16 protein-coding genes are annotated in these 16,041 nt (G+C 67.3%); 8 read left to right on the top strand and 8 right to left on the bottom strand.

The window, feature by feature from the left end; translation table 11 throughout:
- The first annotated feature begins 107 nt into the window (after positions 1-107).
- Positions 108-2,093, top strand: coding sequence for an alkyl/aryl-sulfatase (locus FLL57_RS16935; RefSeq protein ID WP_142883484.1), 1,986 nt, complete (start codon positions 108-110; stop codon positions 2,091-2,093).
- Between the two features lie 295 nt (positions 2,094-2,388).
- A complete protein-coding gene (locus FLL57_RS16930; protein ID WP_142883483.1) occupies positions 2,389-3,084 on the top strand; it encodes a glutathione S-transferase family protein in 696 nt (231 codons plus the stop codon).
- Here the strand turns inward: FLL57_RS16930 and FLL57_RS16925 are convergent.
- A complete protein-coding gene (locus tag FLL57_RS16925; RefSeq protein ID WP_142883482.1) occupies positions 3,072-3,863 on the bottom strand; it encodes a crotonase/enoyl-CoA hydratase family protein in 792 nt (263 codons plus the stop codon). The two genes, FLL57_RS16930 and FLL57_RS16925, sit on opposite strands and share 13 nt — an antisense overlap.
- An 80-nt stretch (positions 3,864-3,943) precedes the next feature.
- Here FLL57_RS16925 and FLL57_RS16920 point away from each other — a divergent pair, with 80 nt between their 5' ends.
- A complete protein-coding gene (locus FLL57_RS16920) occupies positions 3,944-4,627 on the top strand; it encodes a TetR/AcrR family transcriptional regulator (protein WP_142883481.1) in 684 nt (227 codons plus the stop codon).
- Here FLL57_RS16920 and FLL57_RS16915 read toward each other — a convergent pair.
- The 7 genes from FLL57_RS16915 to FLL57_RS16885 form a co-directional block, all read right to left on the bottom strand.
- Positions 4,554-5,261: an HAD family hydrolase gene (locus FLL57_RS16915; RefSeq protein WP_142883480.1), complete on the bottom strand. Its 708-nt coding sequence runs from the start codon at positions 5,259-5,261 to the stop codon at positions 4,554-4,556. The genes FLL57_RS16920 and FLL57_RS16915 overlap by 74 nt on opposite strands.
- A complete protein-coding gene (locus tag FLL57_RS16910; protein WP_080964199.1) occupies positions 5,258-5,467 on the bottom strand; it encodes a cysteine-rich CWC family protein in 210 nt (69 codons plus the stop codon). The genes FLL57_RS16915 and FLL57_RS16910 overlap by 4 nt, the downstream gene beginning before the upstream one ends.
- A 298-nt stretch (positions 5,468-5,765) precedes the next feature.
- Positions 5,766-6,707, bottom strand: a complete 942-nt coding sequence (locus FLL57_RS16905; RefSeq protein WP_047308660.1) for an aldo/keto reductase — start codon at positions 6,705-6,707, stop codon at positions 5,766-5,768.
- Positions 6,708-7,029: 322 nt separating this feature from the next.
- Complete coding sequence (locus tag FLL57_RS16900) at positions 7,030-7,878, bottom strand: lysophospholipid acyltransferase family protein (protein WP_142883479.1); 849 nt, start codon at positions 7,876-7,878, stop codon at positions 7,030-7,032.
- A gap of 212 nt (positions 7,879-8,090) precedes the next feature.
- Positions 8,091-9,257 carry a PQQ-dependent sugar dehydrogenase gene (locus tag FLL57_RS16895; protein WP_142883478.1) on the bottom strand — a complete coding sequence of 389 codons (1,167 nt, stop codon included), beginning with the start codon at positions 9,255-9,257 and terminating at the stop codon, positions 8,091-8,093.
- A gap of 105 nt (positions 9,258-9,362) precedes the next feature.
- On the bottom strand, positions 9,363-9,596 hold the full coding sequence (locus FLL57_RS16890) for an HtrA2 peptidase (protein ID WP_234713343.1): 234 nt from the start codon (positions 9,594-9,596) through the stop codon (positions 9,363-9,365).
- Positions 9,597-9,686: 90 nt separating this feature from the next.
- On the bottom strand, positions 9,687-10,340 hold the full coding sequence (locus FLL57_RS16885) for a glutathione S-transferase family protein (RefSeq protein WP_041808070.1): 654 nt from the start codon (positions 10,338-10,340) through the stop codon (positions 9,687-9,689).
- 412 nt (positions 10,341-10,752) lie between these two features.
- On the opposite strand from FLL57_RS16885, the gene FLL57_RS16880 reads away from it, so the two are divergent.
- From FLL57_RS16880 to FLL57_RS16860, 5 genes are all read left to right on the top strand, one after another.
- Positions 10,753-11,955, top strand: coding sequence for a pyridoxal phosphate-dependent aminotransferase (locus FLL57_RS16880; RefSeq protein ID WP_142884240.1), 1,203 nt, complete (start codon positions 10,753-10,755; stop codon positions 11,953-11,955).
- 127 nt (positions 11,956-12,082) lie between these two features.
- Complete coding sequence (locus FLL57_RS16875) at positions 12,083-12,604, top strand: DUF992 domain-containing protein (RefSeq protein WP_013504194.1); 522 nt, start codon at positions 12,083-12,085, stop codon at positions 12,602-12,604.
- Between the two features lie 223 nt (positions 12,605-12,827).
- Positions 12,828-13,301, top strand: a complete 474-nt coding sequence (locus tag FLL57_RS16870; protein ID WP_013504193.1) for a DUF992 domain-containing protein — start codon at positions 12,828-12,830, stop codon at positions 13,299-13,301.
- A 209-nt stretch (positions 13,302-13,510) separates the two neighbouring features.
- Entirely contained in the window at positions 13,511-15,562 is a 2,052-nt protein-coding gene (locus tag FLL57_RS16865) for an elongation factor G (protein ID WP_142883477.1), read from the top strand.
- Positions 15,563-15,732: 170 nt separating this feature from the next.
- Positions 15,733-16,002: a helix-turn-helix domain-containing protein gene (locus FLL57_RS16860; RefSeq protein ID WP_013504191.1), complete on the top strand. Its 270-nt coding sequence runs from the start codon at positions 15,733-15,735 to the stop codon at positions 16,000-16,002.
- Positions 16,003-16,041: the final 39 nt, after the last annotated feature.

The raw sequence follows: 16,041 nt of genomic DNA, 5'->3' as shown, positions 1-16,041 counted from the left end.
TGTGGAGAGCTGAAGCCGAGGGAGGAAATTTCAATGTCGCGAGCAGGATTGCGATGGCCATCGCGACGGGAACCGGGCGATGATCCGTGCCCTTCCGGAGATTGAGCATGGCACGAATTATACCGTCATTGGCATTGGCGGCTGCCGCCGCGATGTCGCTGCTGGCCGCGCCGCTGGCCGCCCAGCCGAACGACGCCGAACCGGCGACCCGCGCCGCCAACGAGGCGGTCGCCAAGGCGCTGCCGCTCGCCGACCGCGCCGATTTCGAAGACGCGCAGCGCGGCCTGATCGCGCCGCTGCCGGACGGCGTCGTCGCCGGTGCCGCGGGTGCGCCGCCGGTGTGGAATCTGAAGCCCTTTGATTTCCTGAAAGGCGGAGCATCGCCGCCGACGGTGAATCCGAGCCTGTGGCGGCAGGCGCAGCTCAATCTCGCCAACGGCCTGTTCCAGGTCGCCGAGCGCGTCTATCAGGTGCGCGGGCTCGATATGGCCAACCTCACCATCGTCGAGGGTGACACCGGGCTGATCGTCACCGACACCACGATGACGGTGCCGACCGCCAAGGCGGCGCTCGATCTGTATTATCAGCACCGGCCGAACAAGCCGGTGGTGGCGCTGATCTACACCCACAGCCACATCGACCATTTCGGCGGCGCGCGCGGCCTGATCAGCGAGGCCGACGCCGCGAGCGGCAAGGTCAAAGTGATCGCGCCGGCCGGCTTCATGGAGCACGCGGTCGCCGAGAACGTCATCGCCGGCAACGCGATGAGCCGCCGCGCCCAGTTCCAGTTCGGCGCGCCGCTGCCGGTCGGCGCGCGCGGCCAGGTCGATGCCGGGCTCGGCAAGGCGCTGGCGCTCGGGCCGTTGTCGCTGATCCCGCCGAACGACACCATCCAGCAGTCCTACGAGACCCGCACGATCGACGGCGTCGAGATCGAATTCCATCTCGTACCCGGCTCCGAAGCGCCGTCGGAGATGATCTCGTATTATCCGCAGTTCAGGCTGCTGAACATGGCGGAGGACACCACCCACACCCTGCACAACCTCTACACGCTGCGCGGCGCGGCGGTGCGCGACGGCCGGCTGTGGTCCAAATATATCGGCGAGGCGATTGCCCGCTACGGCGACAGGACCGAGGTGGTGATCGCGCAGCACCATTGGCCGGTGTGGGGCCGCGACCGCGTCGTCGGCTATCTGAAGAAGCAGCGCGACGTCTACAAATTCATCCACGACCAGAGCGTGCGGCTGCTCAATCACGGGCTGACGCCGACCGAGATCGCCGAGCGGCTGACGCTGCCGCCGTCGCTGGCCAGCGAATTCGCCGCGCGTGGCTATTACGGCTCAGTCAGCCACAACGCCAAGGCGGTGTATCAGTTCTATCTCGGCTGGTACGATGCCAACCCGGCCGACCTCAATCCTCTGCCGCGGGCCGAACAGGCGAAGAAGGAGATCGACTATATGGGTGGCGCCGCCGCCGTGCTGGCCCGCGCCCGCGACGACTACAAGGCCGGCCAGTATCGCTGGGTCGCGAGCGTCGCCAGCAAGCTGGTGTTCGCCGATCCGGCGAACACGGAGGCCCGCGCGCTCGGCGCCGACGCGCTGGAGCAGCTCGGCTATCAGGCCGAGGCGGCGACTTGGCGCAACGCCTATCTGCTCGGCGCGCAGGAACTGCGCAGCGGCCTCACCCCGATGCCGGTCAGCACCGCCAATCCGGATCTGCTCAAGGGCGTGTCGATCGATCTGGCGTTCGATTTCCTCGCGGTGCGGCTGAACGCGGCCAAGGCCGAAGGCAAGCACATCGTGGTGAACTGGACCTTCACCGACCTGAAGGAGACCTACACCATGAACCTGGAGAATTCGGCGCTGACTCACGTGGCCGGCAAGCTGTCCGACAATGCCGACGTCAGCGTCACGCTGAACCGCGCCACCTTCGACGCGATCTCGCTGAAACAGCGCGGCTTCCTCGGCGCCGTGCTGAGCGGCGATCTCTGGGTCAGCGGCAACCCGCTGAAGCTGCGCGAACTGTTCGGCCTGTTCGAGGAGTTCTCGCCGAACTTCGAAGTGATCGAGCCGGTCAGGGCGAAGCTGGAGTAGGGGCGCCTCTCGCGCACGTCATTCCGGGGCGCGCCTTTCAGGCGCGAACCCGGAATCCAGAAGTTGGTTCGGCAGGTAGTCCAATGAGATTCCGGGTTCGCCGCTGCGCGGCGCCCCGGAATGACAGTCGATGCATCAAATCCCGTCATGCGCGGGCTTGACCCGCGCATCCATCATCTTGAAAAAATGGATCGCCGGATCAAGTCCGGCGATGACGTGACGTGTGTGGCGAGCGCCCGGCGCCGGAATGTTCGGCGAGCGCCCGCGACCAACGCGAGACCCGAGGACGCGCGACATGACTCTCAAACTGTTCGAACTGGTCGGGGCCGATGTGGGCCGGCCGTTTTCGCCGTTCGTGTGGCGGACGCGGATGGCGCTGGCGCACAAGGGGCTGCAGGCGGAGACGATTCCGTGGCGCTTCACCGATAAGGCGGCGATCGCGCCGTACGGCTCCGAGAAAGTGCCGGTGCTGCTCGACGGCGACAAGGCGATCGCCGACTCCTGGGCGATCGCCAACTATCTCGAAGACGCCTATCCGGACCGGCCGTCGCTGTTCGGCGGCGACGGCGGCCGGGCGATGGCGCGGATGCTGAACTGGTGGGGCGATCTTGCGATCGTCGGCGGCATCTTCCCGTTGATCGTCGCCGACATCGTCGACCATCTGCGCCCCGAGGACGCGGCCTATTTCCGCGCATCGCGCGAAGCGCGGTTCAACAGGTCGCTCGAAGAGGTGTCGGCCGGCCGAGACAAGGCGGTGGAGGGCTTCCGTAAGTCGCTCGATCCGCTGCGTCTGACGCTGAAGACGCAAGCCTTCATCGGTGGCACTGCGCCGAACTACGCCGACTACATCGTGTTCGGCGGCTTCCAATGGGCCCGCATCGTCAGCGATTTCCAACTGCTGCAGAACGACGACCCGGTCTACGCCTGGCGCGAACGGCTGCTCGATGCGTTCGGCGGGTTGGCGCGCGCCACGCCGGGCTATCCGGTCTGAGTTGCCGCGCGCGGCCGGTCGCGCCAGTCGGCGAGGCCGCGCGCCAGCTCCTCGCCGCCGGCCAGTGCGGCGAATTGGGCGCGCTCGACCAGCAAACCCTCGTCGATCGACAGATTGAGCCCCCGCGTCGCGGCGGTGATCACCGCCGCCACTGCGCCCGGCGGATGCCGGATGATCTGCCGCGCCAGCGCGTCCGCCGCGGCCAGCAGCTCGCCATGCGGCACCACGCGATTGACCAGGCCGATCGCCAGCGCATGCGCGGGTGAAAACGGCTCGCCGGTGAGTAACAGCTCCAGGCCGCGCTTGCGGCCGGCGAGGCGCGGCAGCCGCTGGGTGCCGCCGAAGGTCGGCGGCATCGCCAGCTTGATCTCGGGCTTGGCGAAGCGGGCGCGCTCGCTCGCCACCGCCAGATGCACCGCCTCGGTGATCTCGCAGCCGCCGCCATAGGCGAGGCCGTTCACCGCCGCGATCACCGGCTTGGAAAAGCTCTCCAGCCGCGCCGTCATGGTCTGGCCGCGGCGGACGAAATCGCGCACCGCGTGATCCGCGCCGCGCGCGACGCTGCCGGAGAATTCGGCGATGTCGGCGCCGGCGGAAAACGCCCTGTCGCCGGCGCCGGTCAGGATCACGGCGCGGATCGCGTCATCGACCTCGATCGCATCGAGCCGCTGCATCAGCCGGTCGATCAGCGCGTAGTTCAGCGCGTTCAGTTTGTCGGGGCGGTTCAGCGTCAGCAGCGCGACGCCGTCGCGCAGCTCGATCGGCACCAGCTCGGTCATGTCCGGGTCTCCATCGGGGCACCCGATCGCTACCGCTTCAGCCGCGTTGTGTATATTCACTGGTCGGTATACATAAGGGGATGGCCGCCCCAACGTCCGCAGCATCTGCGAAGACCCGCGAGGGCAATACCACGCGCGAGCGCATCGTCGCCGCCGCCGCCAAGCTGTTCTATGCCGAGGGCATTCGCGCGGTCGGGGTCGATGCGGTAGCCGAGAAGGCCGGCGTCACCAAGCGGACGCTGTATTATCACTTCCGCAGCAAGGACGATCTGGTCGCCGCCTATCTCGAGGGCCGCGACCAGCCGAATCTGGCGCTGTTCCGGCAGTGGTTCGAGGGCACGCCGGGCGTGCTTCCGGACAAGGTCGAAGGCATCTTCACGAATCTCGCCCGCGCCGCGCGGCATCCGAAGTGGAAGGGCTGCGGCTTCCTGCGCACCTCGGCGGAGCTTGCCAATCTGCCGGGCCATCCGGCGATCAAGATCGGCGCCGCGCACAAGAAGAAATTCGAGCGCTGGCTACGCGACACGTTCGCCGAAGCCGGCATCGCCGGCGCCGACGAACTGGCGCGTCAGATGCTGCTGCTGCTCGACGGCTCGTTCGCCGTGGTGCTGCTGCATCGCGATGCGAGCTACATGGAAACCGCGGGGGCTGCGGCGGCCAGGCTGGTGGCCGCGGCGCTGCCGCGCCGGGTCAGCGCGGCGCGGCCAACGCGTCCGATGTCGCGAACCGGCCGCGGGTCTCGAGCAAACTCCGCACCGCGTTGAGATCCGGTAGCACCGCGGCGCATCTGCCGCGTGTCGTGGCATCGGGTTGCAGCAGGTCCGGCACCATCAGGGTGATGGCGCCTGCGGCGGCCGCCGCGGTGACGCCGACGCTGGAATCCTCGACCGCGATGCAATTCGCCGGCGGCACGCCGAGCCGGTCGGCGGCGAGCAGATACAGATCCGGCGCCGGCTTGCCGTGGGCGACGTCGTCGCGGGTCAGGATGGTGCCGAACCGGCCGCGGATGCCGGCGAGCGTCAGGTGCAGGTCGGCGGTCTTGCGCGACGACGAGGTCACCACCGCCACCGGGCAGCGCGCCTCGTCGAGCGTATCGAGCAGTTCGCAGGTGCCGGGCTTCACCGGCAGGCCTTGCGCGAACCGCGCGTCGCGCTTTGCGACGAAGGCGCGGTTGATGTCGGGCAGCGGCAGCGCCTCGCCGTAGCGCGCGACCAGCAACGCCTGGCACTCCGGCCCGGGCAGTCCGATCATCGACTCGCAAGTTTCGATCGCATCCGGCAGGCCGAACCCGTTCAGCACCTCGGTCAGGCTTTCAAGATAGACCCGCTCGGTGTCGACCAGCGTGCCGTCCATGTCGAGCAGCACCGCTGCGATCAGCCAGTCCTGCACGGCCCTCACGATTTGCGGCTCGCCTTCGCGGCCTCGCGCAGACAGTCCGGGCACAGGCAGTCGACCGCATCCGACGGCAGCGGCAGATGCGCCGGCTCCGCCGAGCACCAGCAGCCGCTGTCCATCGTGCACGAAAACTCGGCGCCGCAGCCGGCGCAGATCAACCGCCGCGGCGGCGGGGAAGGTGTGGCGGACGAGGTCGGGCGGAGCGGCATGAGCAAGGATCGGTGAACGCTGGTTTAAACACGCTCGCAGCGTACTCCGCCTGGGCCGCGAAGCAATACGCGGAAGGTCGCGGAGGCGAGGGGGGGCGGCGGCAGTCAGGATCCGGAGAACGGGCGCGATCTCTCCACCTGTCATTCCGGGGGGCTCGCGCAGCGAGCGAACCCGGAATCCCGCTGTGCAGGGCGAAGGGCCTCAATGCAGAACACCTCGAGATTCCGGTCTCGCGCCCTGACGGGCGCGCCCCGGAATGACCGTCGAGGTTGGACGACGGGCGCTGTCTGCCGCCAACTACCCCTTCGTAATCGCGTCGACCTCCGCCATCTCCTCGGCGGTCAGCTTCCAGCTCGCGGCCTTGACGTTCTGCTCGATCTGTTCCGGCGTGGTGGCGCCGGCGATCACGCTGGAGACTTGCGGGCGGCAGGCGAGCCAGGAGAACGCCAGTTCGAGCAGCGAATGGCCGCGTGCTTCGGCGAACGCCTTGAGCTGATCGACGACGTTGAGATTGACTTCGGTGAAGTAGCGGTCGCGGATCGCCGGCATCTTGGCGAAGCGGGTGTGCGCCGGCGCCTCCGTGCCGCGCTGATACTTGCCGGTGAGAAGTCCGCTCGCCAGCGGGAAGAACGGCAGCAGGCCGAGCTTGTATTCCTGCGCGGCCGGCAGCAGGTCTTTTTCGATGTCGCGGACGACGAGGCTGTATTCGTCCTGGCACGACACGAAGCGATGCGTGCCGAGCGCGCGGGCGACGTATTCGGCCTCGGCGATCCGCCACGCCGGAAAATTCGAATTGCCGATGTAGCGTACCTTGCCGGCGCGGATCAGGTCGTCGAGCGCGCGCAGCGTCTCGTCGATCGGCGTCAGCGGATCGTAGTCGTGCTGCTGATACAGGTCGATCCAGTCGGTCTTCAGCCGCTTCAGGCTGGCTTCGACCGCCTCGACGATGTAGCGCCGCGACGCGCCCTGCTTGGTGCCGTCGGTCGCCATCGGCTTGCAGAACTTGGTCGCCAGCACGATGTCCTTGCGGCGGTCGCCGAGCACATTGCCGAGCACGGTCTCGGAGCCGCCCATGCCGGCATAGATGTCGGCGGTGTCGAACAGCGTGACGCCGAGGTCGATCGCCTTGTGGATCACCTGCTTCGAGGTTTCGGGATCGGTGCGCTGGCCGAAATTGTTGCAGCCGAGGCCGACGACCGAGACCCGCAGGCCGCTGCCGCCGAGATTGCGAATGTCCATGAAGTGTCCTTGAGAGATGCTTGAAGCGGTGCATTGTGGCGCGCGCCCCGCAGCGCCGCAAGGCAGCGCCCCGATCACAGCCGCGTCATGCCGTGCGTCGTCACGGCATTGCTGAGCGAAGGCCGCTTTCGGCTTGCCACCCGACCTATTACTCATGCCTGCCCGAGGTCGTCATTCCGGGGCACGCGCGTCAGCGCGTGAGCCCGGAATCTCGCGGTTTGGGGCACGGCCGGGGCGCTTGTATCTTCCGGATTCCGGGTTCGCTCGCTTGCGCGATCGCCCCGGAATGACGGCTTGTGGCAGTGCGTGAGTGCTGCGCGCGCTACGCCGCTTCCGGCTGCACGTCTGGCGTCGTCACCGGCGCTGCGACGGGCCGCGGCGCGATGGTGCCGCGCATGCCGGCGCGGCGGGCTGCTTCGCACATCCGGCGGACCGACTGCTCGGCGTCGCGGGTGATCTGCTTGCGGTCGGCGGCGGAGGAGGTGGCGACCGCATTGCCCCAACTGACGGTGACGTCGATCGCGCCGGCCGACAGCAGCGCCACAAAATGCGGGATCAGATCGGCGTCGCCGTACCAGGCGACGCGGTCGCGCAGTTCGCGCCCGATCGGCAGGCCGCTGAGCCCGGTATAGGTCACTGCCATCGGCTGCACCGCGACGCCGGCGCCGCTCTGTTCGCCGATCGCGTGATGCACCGCGCCGACCAGCGCCGAGCGGAACGGCAGCACCCGGCTGCCGTCGGACGAGGTGCCCTCGGCGAACAGCACGATCGCGTCGCCGTCCTGCAGCCGCGCGCCGATTTCGCGCGTCACCTCGCCGGTGCGATGCCGCGCCTGGCGATCGATGAACACGGTGCGCTGCCAGCGCGCCAGCGCGCCGAACACCGGCCAGCCGGCAACCTCGCTCTTGGCGATGAACGACACCGGGGCCACCGCCGAGATCACGCAGATGTCGAGCCAGGAGACGTGATTGGACAGGATCAGCGCCGGCCCGTCGCAGCGGCGGCCGACCTGATGAATGCGGACGCCGATCAGCGCGCAGACGATGCGGTGATACAGTTGGGGAATCGTGCGCTGCGCGCGCCAGCCGAACCGCTTCGCCAGCAGATGCACCGGCAGCAGTGTCAGCGTCAGCGGCACCACGGCGGCAATGACCAGGATGAATCGCAGCATGGCAATGACTTTGCGCCGCTCAAAAAGGTGCGGCCCCGGTCAGACGCGGCGACTGACGGGGACCGCTGGGGACGTTGATCGGCGACGGGGGGCCTCGATCAGACGCGAGCGGACCCTAGCGGTAGTTTGTTACACGGCGGTGACGCGTCAACTACGTCTTAACCTGTGAGACGATCGCGGCGGTGAGCGGAGGTCTCGGCCGACATGACGGCTTAGTTCGCCGCCGGCCTCACCCGCAGAATCCGCCCCGCGGTGCTGTCGGTGAGCAGCCACAACGCGCCGTCGGGGCCCTGGCGAACGTCGCGAATGCGCTCGCTCAGCGTCTGCAGCAGCCGTTCTTCGCCGGTAATTCTGTCGCCGTCGAGCGACAGCCGCACCAGCATCTGTCCGGACAGCGCGCCGACGAACAGGTTGCCGTTCCAGCTCGGAAACAGCTTGCCGGTGTAGAACGCCATGCCGCTCGGCGAGATCGACGGCACCCAGTATTTTGCCGGCTGCTGCATCCCCGGCTTCGCGGTTGCCTCGTGGATCTTGGCGCCGCTGTAATCGACGCCGTAGCCGATCACCGGCCAGCCGAAGTTCTCGCCCTTGCGGATCAGGTTGACCTCGTCGCCGCCGCGCGGGCCGTGCTCGACTTCCCACAGGCTGCCGTCGGCGGGATTGAAAGCGAGCCCCTGCGGGTTGCGGTGGCCGAGGCTCCAGATCTCCGGCCGGGCGCCGTCACGGCCGGCGAACGGATTGTCCTTCGGCACGCTGCCGTCGGGCGCGATCCGCACGATCTTGCCGATATGATCCGACAGGCTCTGCGCCTGATTGCGCGGGCCGTAATGGTCGCCGAGCGTGACGAACAGATCGCCGCGCGCGTCCTGGGCGATCCGGCAACCGTAATGATTGCCGGACGACAGCGGTCCCTGCTGGCGGAAGATCACCTTCACGGCGTCGAGCCTCGGCGCTTCGCCGTCGACCAAGGTGCCGCGGGCCACTGCGGTGCGGCCGCCGCGGCCGTCGCGTTCGGCGTAGCACAAGTAGATCGTCCGGTTGGCGGCGACGTCCTTGTCGGCGACGACGTCGAGCAGCCCGCCCTGGCCCGAAGCCCACACTTCGGGCACGCCTGCGAGCGGTTGCGACAACTCGCCACGAGGCGTCACCAGCCGCAGCCGGCCGGGCCGCTCGGTCACCAGCATCCGGCCGTCGGGCAGAAACGCCAGTCCCCACGGATGCGCCAGATTCTGCGCAACGGTGTCGACCACCAGCGGGCCGGCGGAGGATGGAAACGTGGTGACCTCGCCGCGGCTGGCGGTGGCGATCAACAGCGAGGCGGCAACCAGCGCGGTGGCGGCCGTCAACGTGCCGGAAACCCAGACGATCGGTGCCTTCATCGCAATGCCCCTTCGCAGCAAGCTCTGGTCGCGGGCCGTCCGTCGCGGGCGCCGGACGGCGATCGTTTCATGCGCCGGTGCGGAAGACGATCTTTGCCGGGGCGATCAGAGCGCGAAAGGTGTCGACATGCCGCACGCATCGCCGCATTGGGCCGACAGCAGCGTCAGCGCCAGGATGGTGCCGAGCGATGCCACCGCGATGACGAGCGACGCGGCGACCGCGCGAAGCAAATGAGGGGAGGTGACGGGCGCGGCGGGTCGAATGAAGCCGGGCGCCGGGCCGGACGACGAATGCATGACTCGAAATCCTCGAACCAAATGCCGGCGAATCACCGGCATTGGTGGATTGTCCTGCAATCACCGGCATTTATGCGGCCCCGAAAGGGACAATCGTGACCAAAACGCGGCGGAAATCGAGCGCGGGGCCGCTCAGGCTTCGGCGGCGAAATCCGCGGCGTCGGCGGCCGCCGCGTCCGGGGTCCAGTCCATGGTGATGAAACCCGGGGTCTGTTCGACCCGTCGCAGCCAGGCGTTCACCGCCGGAAACGTCGACAGGTCGAAATCGCATTGGTCGGCGACGTGGGTGTAGCCGTACAGCGCGATGTCGGCGATGGTGAGCTGGCCGGCTGCGAAGTAATCGTTGGTCTTGAGGTGGTTCTCCATCACCTGCAGCGCCGCATAGCCGCGCTCCAGCCAGTCCTCCAGCGCGTGGGTCTGCAGGTCGCGGCCGCCCTTGACCAGACACAGCCAGAAATACGCCGAGCCGATGTTGGGCTCCAGCGCATGCTGCTCGAAGAACATCCATTGCAGCGCTTCGGCGCGGTCCATCCTGGTGTCCGGCGCCAGCGAGGTGCCGACGGCGAGGTACCACAGGATCGCATTGGATTCGGCGAGATAGCGGCCCGGCGCGGTCTCCAGCAGCGGCACCTGGCCGCTCGGATTCTTGGCGAGGAAATCGGGCGTGCGGCTTTCGCCGCGCAGGATGTCGACCTCGATCGCGCGGTACGGGGCATCGAGAAATGCCAGCGCAAGGCGCACCTTGTAGCTGTTTCCCGATCGCTGCATCGAATAGAGCTTGTACATCCTGAAGGTCGCTTCGCTCTCCCTGCCGCCGGCATCTGCCGCGCCCAACGCGGCTAAACAATGATGCCCCCCGGCAGGCGTCGCAAGCCCCAAGCGCTGGAAAGCGTCGAAATCCCATGCCGCACTGCGATCGAGCCGCTGCGGCGTGGAAAACCCCGCCGCGGCGTCCGTTTTATCCCTTTCGCCATGCGAAATCGCCGGGTGGCGGATGGCGTCGCGCATGACTGGCAACAGCCGTTTTCTGTCCGCGCGGCGAGACCGCCCGTGTCGGCGGTGCCTACGACCGGACAATGCCGCCATTCCCGCAAGCTTCTTGCGATGCAACGTGTCGGCGCTTAGTGTGTGGCCGTTCCCGTCAGATATGGAAGAGTCGCGCCAAATGCCGGCTCATGACGGCTGCAAGGAGAAGACGATGCCGTTCCTCGCCACCGCGCTCGATCGTGTGAAGCCGTCCGCGACCATCGCGGTGTCGGACAAAGCGCGCGAGCTGAAAGCGGCCGGGCGCAACGTCATCGGGCTGGGCTCCGGCGAGCCGGATTTCGACACGCCGGCCAACATCAAGCTGGCGGCGATCCATGCGGTCGAGGCCGGCAAGACCAAGTACACCGCGGTCGACGGCATTCCGGAGCTGAAGCAGGCGATCATCGACAAGTTTCAGCGCGAGAACGGCCTGACCTACAAGCCGAACCAGATCATCGTCGGCACCGGCGGCAAGCAGGTACTGTACAACGCCCTGATGGCGACCATCAATCCGGGCGACGAGGTGATCATCCCGGCGCCGTATTGGGTCAGCTATCCGGAGATGGTGGCGCTCGCCGGCGGCGAGAGCGTGCCGGTGGTGTGCACCGCCGAGTTCGGCTTCAAGCTGCAGCCGGCGGCCTTGGAAGCGGCGATCACCCCGAAGACCAAGTGGATCATCCTCAACTCGCCGTCGAACCCGACCGGCGCCGCCTACACCCGAGCCGAATTGAAGGCGCTCACCGACGTTCTGCTCAAGCACCCGCATGTCTGGGTGATGACCGACGACATGTACGAGCACCTCGTCTACGACGATTTCGAGTTCACCACCCCGGCGCAGATCGAGCCGAAGCTGTTCGACCGCACCCTGACGGTGAACGGCGTGTCGAAGTCGTATTGCATGACCGGCTGGCGGATCGGCTATGCCGGCGGCCCGGCCGAGCTGATCAAGGCGATGGCGACGATCCAGTCGCAATCGACTTCGAATCCGTGCTCGATCGCGCAGTGGGCTGCCGTCGAGGCGCTCAACGGTCCGCAGGAATTCATCGCCGCCCACAACAAGGTGTTCAAGGAGCGCCGCGATCTGGTGGTGTCGATGCTGAACCAGGCGGCCGGGATCGACTGCCCGCGCCCGGAAGGCGCGTTCTATGTCTATCCGTCCTGCGCCGGCACCATCGGCAAGACCTCGCCGTCGGGCAAGACCATCGAGACCGACGAGGACTTCGTCACCGAGCTTCTGGAAGCCGAGGGGGTCGCGGTGGTGCACGGTTCGGCGTTCGGCCTCGGCCCGGCGTTCCGCATTTCCTACGCCACCAAAACCTCTGATCTCGAGGACGCCTGCAAGCGTATCCAGCGGTTCTGTGGAAATTTGCGGTAAGTCTTCATCAAGAATCCGAAACCCCGCACAGGATTCGTTCCAAAATTGCGGAAGCGCCTTGTTTTGGCCAAGACGCTTCCTTCTTGTCGCCTCCGCAATCTCAATCCCACATGCGGAGTTTGTTTCTATGAAGACCCTCAGACAGTTCGGCATCGCTGCGGTCGCGTTGATCGCCTCGGTTGCGAGCGCGAGCGCTCAAGAGCGCGTGCAGGTCGGCGTGATCGAGTGCGCCGGCGGCCCGAACGTCGGTTACGTGGTGGGCTCGTCCACCCAGCTCGAATGTCTGTTCAAGTCCGGTGACCGCCGCCCCGAGCCCTACCTCGCGAACGTGCAGCGCATCGGCGTCGACCTCGGCTTCACCCAGAACACCGGCCTGGCCTGGGCGGTGTACGCCCCGACCCGTCGCATCGGTCGTGGCGACCTCGGCGGCAGCTATGGCGGCGTCGGCGCCAATGCGTCGTTCGGCTTCGGCTTCGGCGGCAACCTGCTGGTCGGCGGCTCCAACAACGCCTTCGCGCTGCAGCCGCTGAGCCTGCAGGGCCAGACCGGCTTCAACGCCACTGCCGGCATCGTCGACGTGCAGCTCCTTCCGGCGCCGATCGCCAAGAAGAAGTACCGCAAGCACCACCGCCGGCATCATCATCGCTGAGCGATGACGTTTACGAAGCATTAGCATCGTAGGTAAAAGGGCTCGCATTCGCGGGCCCTTTTCGTATCTATCAGCCGTGTATCAGCATCGATCGGTACGGCGGGGCGCAGGTGCCGTCATTGAAGATTTATCGATGCTGTGACTAGATGGCCGCGCTGTTCGATCGCGTTCGCCCGAATCGCGGCGCGTTTCGCATCACCATCCCACGTCGGAGATCTTCGCCATGCGCCGCCTCTCGCTTCTCGTTGGATTAGCCGCCGCCACGCTCACCGCCACCGCAGCCGATGCGCAGCAGGGCCGGGTGCGCGTCGGCATGCTGGAATGTCGCGGCGGTGCCAGCATGGGCTTCATCGTCGGCTCGGTCACCAATCTCGGCTGCGTGCTGCGCAGCGAAGGCCGGCCCGACACCCCCTATGTCGCCACCATCCGCAAGATCGGCCTCGACATCGGCATCACTCCGGAAACCGCGCTCGGCTGGGCGGTGTTCGCGCCGGTCGAGCGTTTCGGCCCCGGCGACCTCGCCGGCAACTACGCGGGTGCGCAAGGCTCGGCCTCGGTCGGCGTCGGGCTCGGCGCCAATGTGCTGATCGGCGGCTCGGCCAATTCGATCGCGCTGCAGCCGCTCAGCCTGCAGGGCCAGACCGGCGTCAACGTCGCGGTCGGCCTGCAGGAACTCGAGCTGCGTCCCGGGCGCTAACTAACAGCGCGCCTGCTGTTATTCCCGGTCCACGGTTTAGCGCTGCGATGCAACCGCGTCGCAGCGCTTATTTTTGCCTGTCCTTGATCCGGCTCAAGGTCGACATCGAAGCGTCGCAATTTTTCGCGCTTGCCAAGTGTCGTGTGTTGCGAAAGCATCACGTCTTGCCGACCCAATCACGGGCCGAGCTCCAAAGTCAGGAGGCGGCGATGGGACAAGACGTCAGAAGTCCCCGCGGTCCCCGGTGCATCGCACTGGTGGGCCCATTCCAAAGCGGAAAAACCACACTACTCGAAGCGATCCTGGCGCGAACCGGCGCCATCCCCCGGGCCGGCTCGGTCGATGCCGGCACCTCGCACGGCGACTCCAGCCCCGAGGCCCGCCAGCACAAAATGGGCCTCAGCCTCACCGCCGTCACCACCCAGTTCATGGGTGAGACCTACACCTTCCTCGATTGTCCCGGCTCCGTCGAATTCGCGCACGACATGCGCGCGGCGCTTCCCGCCGTCGACGCCGCCGTGGTGGTGTGCGAAGCCGACGAGCGCAAGCTGCCGCAGTTGCAGCTCATCCTGCGCGAACTCGAAGATCTCGGCATTCCCAGATTTCTGTTCCTGAACAAGATCGATCGCGCCAACAAACGCGTTCGCGAAGTGCTCGACAGTCTGCAGCCGGCATCCCGCATCCCGCTGGTGCTGCGCCAGATTCCGATCTGGAACGGCGAACTGATCGCCGGCTATGTCGACCTCGCGCTGGAGCGCGCTTTCGTCTATCGGGAGCACAAGCCCTCCGAAGTGATCGACCTCGAAGGCGGCGATCTCGACCGCGAGAAGGAAGCGCGGTTCTCGATGCTCGAGAAGCTCGCCGATCACGACGACGCGCTGATGGAGCAACTGCTCGAAGACATCCCGCCGCCGCGCGACGCGGTGTTCGACGACCTCGCCCGCGAGCTGCGCGAAGGCGTGATCTGTCCGGTGCTGCTCGGCTCGGCGCTGCGCGAGAACGGCGTGATGCGTCTGCTCAAGGCGCTGCGCCATGAAGCGCCGGACGTTAGCGAGACCGCGGCACGCCTCGGCGTCACTGCCGGCAAGGACGCGATCGGCTACGTCTTCAAGACCCAGCATCTGCAGCACGGCGGCAAGCTGTCGCTGGCGCGGGTGCTGTCCGGCACGCTTGCCGACGGCGACAATGTACAGTCGTCGGCCGGCGAGTCCGCGCGTGTCTCCGGCATTCAGGCGGTCGGCGGCGGCCATGACAGCAAGCGCTCGTCGGCCTCGGCCGGCGACGTCGTCGCGCTCGGCAAGCTCGACGCGATCAAAACCGGCGACACTTTCGCCAACGGCAAGGCCGCACCCGCCGCGCTGGTCGAGGTCTCCGCCGTCCCGCCGGTGCTGGCGATGGCACTGGCCGCCGCCGACCGCAAGGACGACGTCAAGCTCGGCCAGGCGCTGCAGCGGCTGAACGAGGAAGATCCCTCGCTGACCGTCGTGCACGATCCGCAGAGCCACGAGATGGTGCTGTGGGGTCAGGGCGAGATGCATCTGCGCGTGACGCTGGAGCGGCTGCACGACCGTTACGGCGTCACCGTGAAGTCGCACGCCCCGGCGATCGGCTACCGCGAGACCATCCGCAAGCCGGTGACCCAGCGCGGCCGGCACAAGAAGCAGTCCGGCGGCCACGGCCAGTTCGGCGACGTCGTGCTCGACATCAAGCCGCTGCCGCGCGGCGAGGGCTTCGCCTTCGCCGAGACCGTGGTCGGCGGCGCGGTGCCGCGCAACTACATGGGCGCGGTGGAGGAGGGCGTGATCGACGGCCTGCGCGCCGGCCCGCTCGGCTTCCCGGTGGTCGATGTCCACGTCACCTTGACCGATGGCTCGTACCACAGCGTCGATTCCTCGGATCAGGCATTCCGCACCGCGGCGCGGATCGGCATCACCGAGGCGCTGCCGCAGTGCCAGCCGGTGCTGCTGGAGCCGATCCACACCGTCGAGATCGTCTGCCCGACCGAGGCCACCGCCAAGGTCAACGCCATCCTGTCCGGGCGGCGCGGCCAGATTCTCGGCTTCGATACCCGCGAGGGCTGGCTGGGGTGGGACACGGTGCGGGCCACCATGCCGGAGGCCGAGATCGGCGACCTGATCGTCGAGCTGCGCTCGGCCACCGCCGGCGCCGGCAGCTTCACCCGCGGCTTCGACCATATGGCCGAGGTCACCGGACGCACCGCCGACCAGATCGTCGCTGCCCGCCGTCAGGCGGCGGCCTGACCCAGACCAGCGCCGGGCGGGAAGGCTCCGGCCCGGCGCTCACTAAAATATGACTGCTCTGGAGCGGCTGGATTGATGTTTTAAACATCACTCCAGCCGCTTTTTATTTGCATGGTGCTGCTCAAGGCATCATATTGCAGACTTCAGACATCAGAGTTCATGCCTCACCCATGATGACCGCAGCCCAATTGCGCGCCGCGCGCGCGCTGCTTGGCATCGACCAGCGCACGCTGGCCGAATTGTCCGGCGTGTCGCTGCCGACCATCCAGCGGATGGAGGCGAGCGAAGGCAACGTCCGCGGTGTGGTGGAATCCCTCACCAAGGTCGTCGAGGCGCTCGACCGCTGCGGCGTGACCCTGATCGGAGACAACTCCCGCAGCGAAGGCGGCGGCCGCGGCGTCCGGTTCAAAGAGCCGGCGCCGCCCCGCAACGAGGCCTGACGGTTTCGGTGCAGCAGCGGGGCGGACCAGGAGAAACGG

The organism is Rhodopseudomonas palustris (assembly GCF_007005445.1).
GTDB lineage: Bacteria > Pseudomonadota > Alphaproteobacteria > Rhizobiales > Xanthobacteraceae > Rhodopseudomonas > Rhodopseudomonas palustris_G.
This window is presented reverse-complemented; position numbering and strand designations above follow the sequence as displayed.

What these genes read in the sequence shown, in the direction of transcription:
- FLL57_RS16935 (WP_142883484.1), top strand. Translation starts at nt 108, where the DNA reads ATGGCACGAATTATACCGTCATTGGCATTGGCGGCTGCCGCCGCGATG.
- FLL57_RS16930 (WP_142883483.1), top strand. Translation starts at nt 2,389, where the DNA reads ATGACTCTCAAACTGTTCGAACTGGTCGGGGCCGATGTGGGCCGGCCG.
- FLL57_RS16925 (WP_142883482.1), bottom strand. Translation starts at nt 3,863, where the DNA reads ATGACCGAGCTGGTGCCGATCGAGCTGCGCGACGGCGTCGCGCTGCTG.
- FLL57_RS16920 (WP_142883481.1), top strand. Translation starts at nt 3,944, where the DNA reads ATGGCCGCCCCAACGTCCGCAGCATCTGCGAAGACCCGCGAGGGCAAT.
- FLL57_RS16910 (WP_080964199.1), bottom strand. Translation starts at nt 5,467, where the DNA reads ATGCCGCTCCGCCCGACCTCGTCCGCCACACCTTCCCCGCCGCCGCGG.
- FLL57_RS16905 (WP_047308660.1), bottom strand. Translation starts at nt 6,707, where the DNA reads ATGGACATTCGCAATCTCGGCGGCAGCGGCCTGCGGGTCTCGGTCGTC.
- FLL57_RS16900 (WP_142883479.1), bottom strand. Translation starts at nt 7,878, where the DNA reads ATGCTGCGATTCATCCTGGTCATTGCCGCCGTGGTGCCGCTGACGCTG.
- FLL57_RS16895 (WP_142883478.1), bottom strand. Translation starts at nt 9,257, where the DNA reads ATGAAGGCACCGATCGTCTGGGTTTCCGGCACGTTGACGGCCGCCACC.
- FLL57_RS16890 (WP_234713343.1), bottom strand. Translation starts at nt 9,596, where the DNA reads ATGCCGGTGATTCGCCGGCATTTGGTTCGAGGATTTCGAGTCATGCAT.
- FLL57_RS16885 (WP_041808070.1), bottom strand. Translation starts at nt 10,340, where the DNA reads ATGTACAAGCTCTATTCGATGCAGCGATCGGGAAACAGCTACAAGGTG.
- FLL57_RS16880 (WP_142884240.1), top strand. Translation starts at nt 10,753, where the DNA reads ATGCCGTTCCTCGCCACCGCGCTCGATCGTGTGAAGCCGTCCGCGACC.
- FLL57_RS16875 (WP_013504194.1), top strand. Translation starts at nt 12,083, where the DNA reads ATGAAGACCCTCAGACAGTTCGGCATCGCTGCGGTCGCGTTGATCGCC.
- FLL57_RS16870 (WP_013504193.1), top strand. Translation starts at nt 12,828, where the DNA reads ATGCGCCGCCTCTCGCTTCTCGTTGGATTAGCCGCCGCCACGCTCACC.
- FLL57_RS16865 (WP_142883477.1), top strand. Translation starts at nt 13,511, where the DNA reads ATGGGACAAGACGTCAGAAGTCCCCGCGGTCCCCGGTGCATCGCACTG.
- FLL57_RS16860 (WP_013504191.1), top strand. Translation starts at nt 15,733, where the DNA reads ATGATGACCGCAGCCCAATTGCGCGCCGCGCGCGCGCTGCTTGGCATC.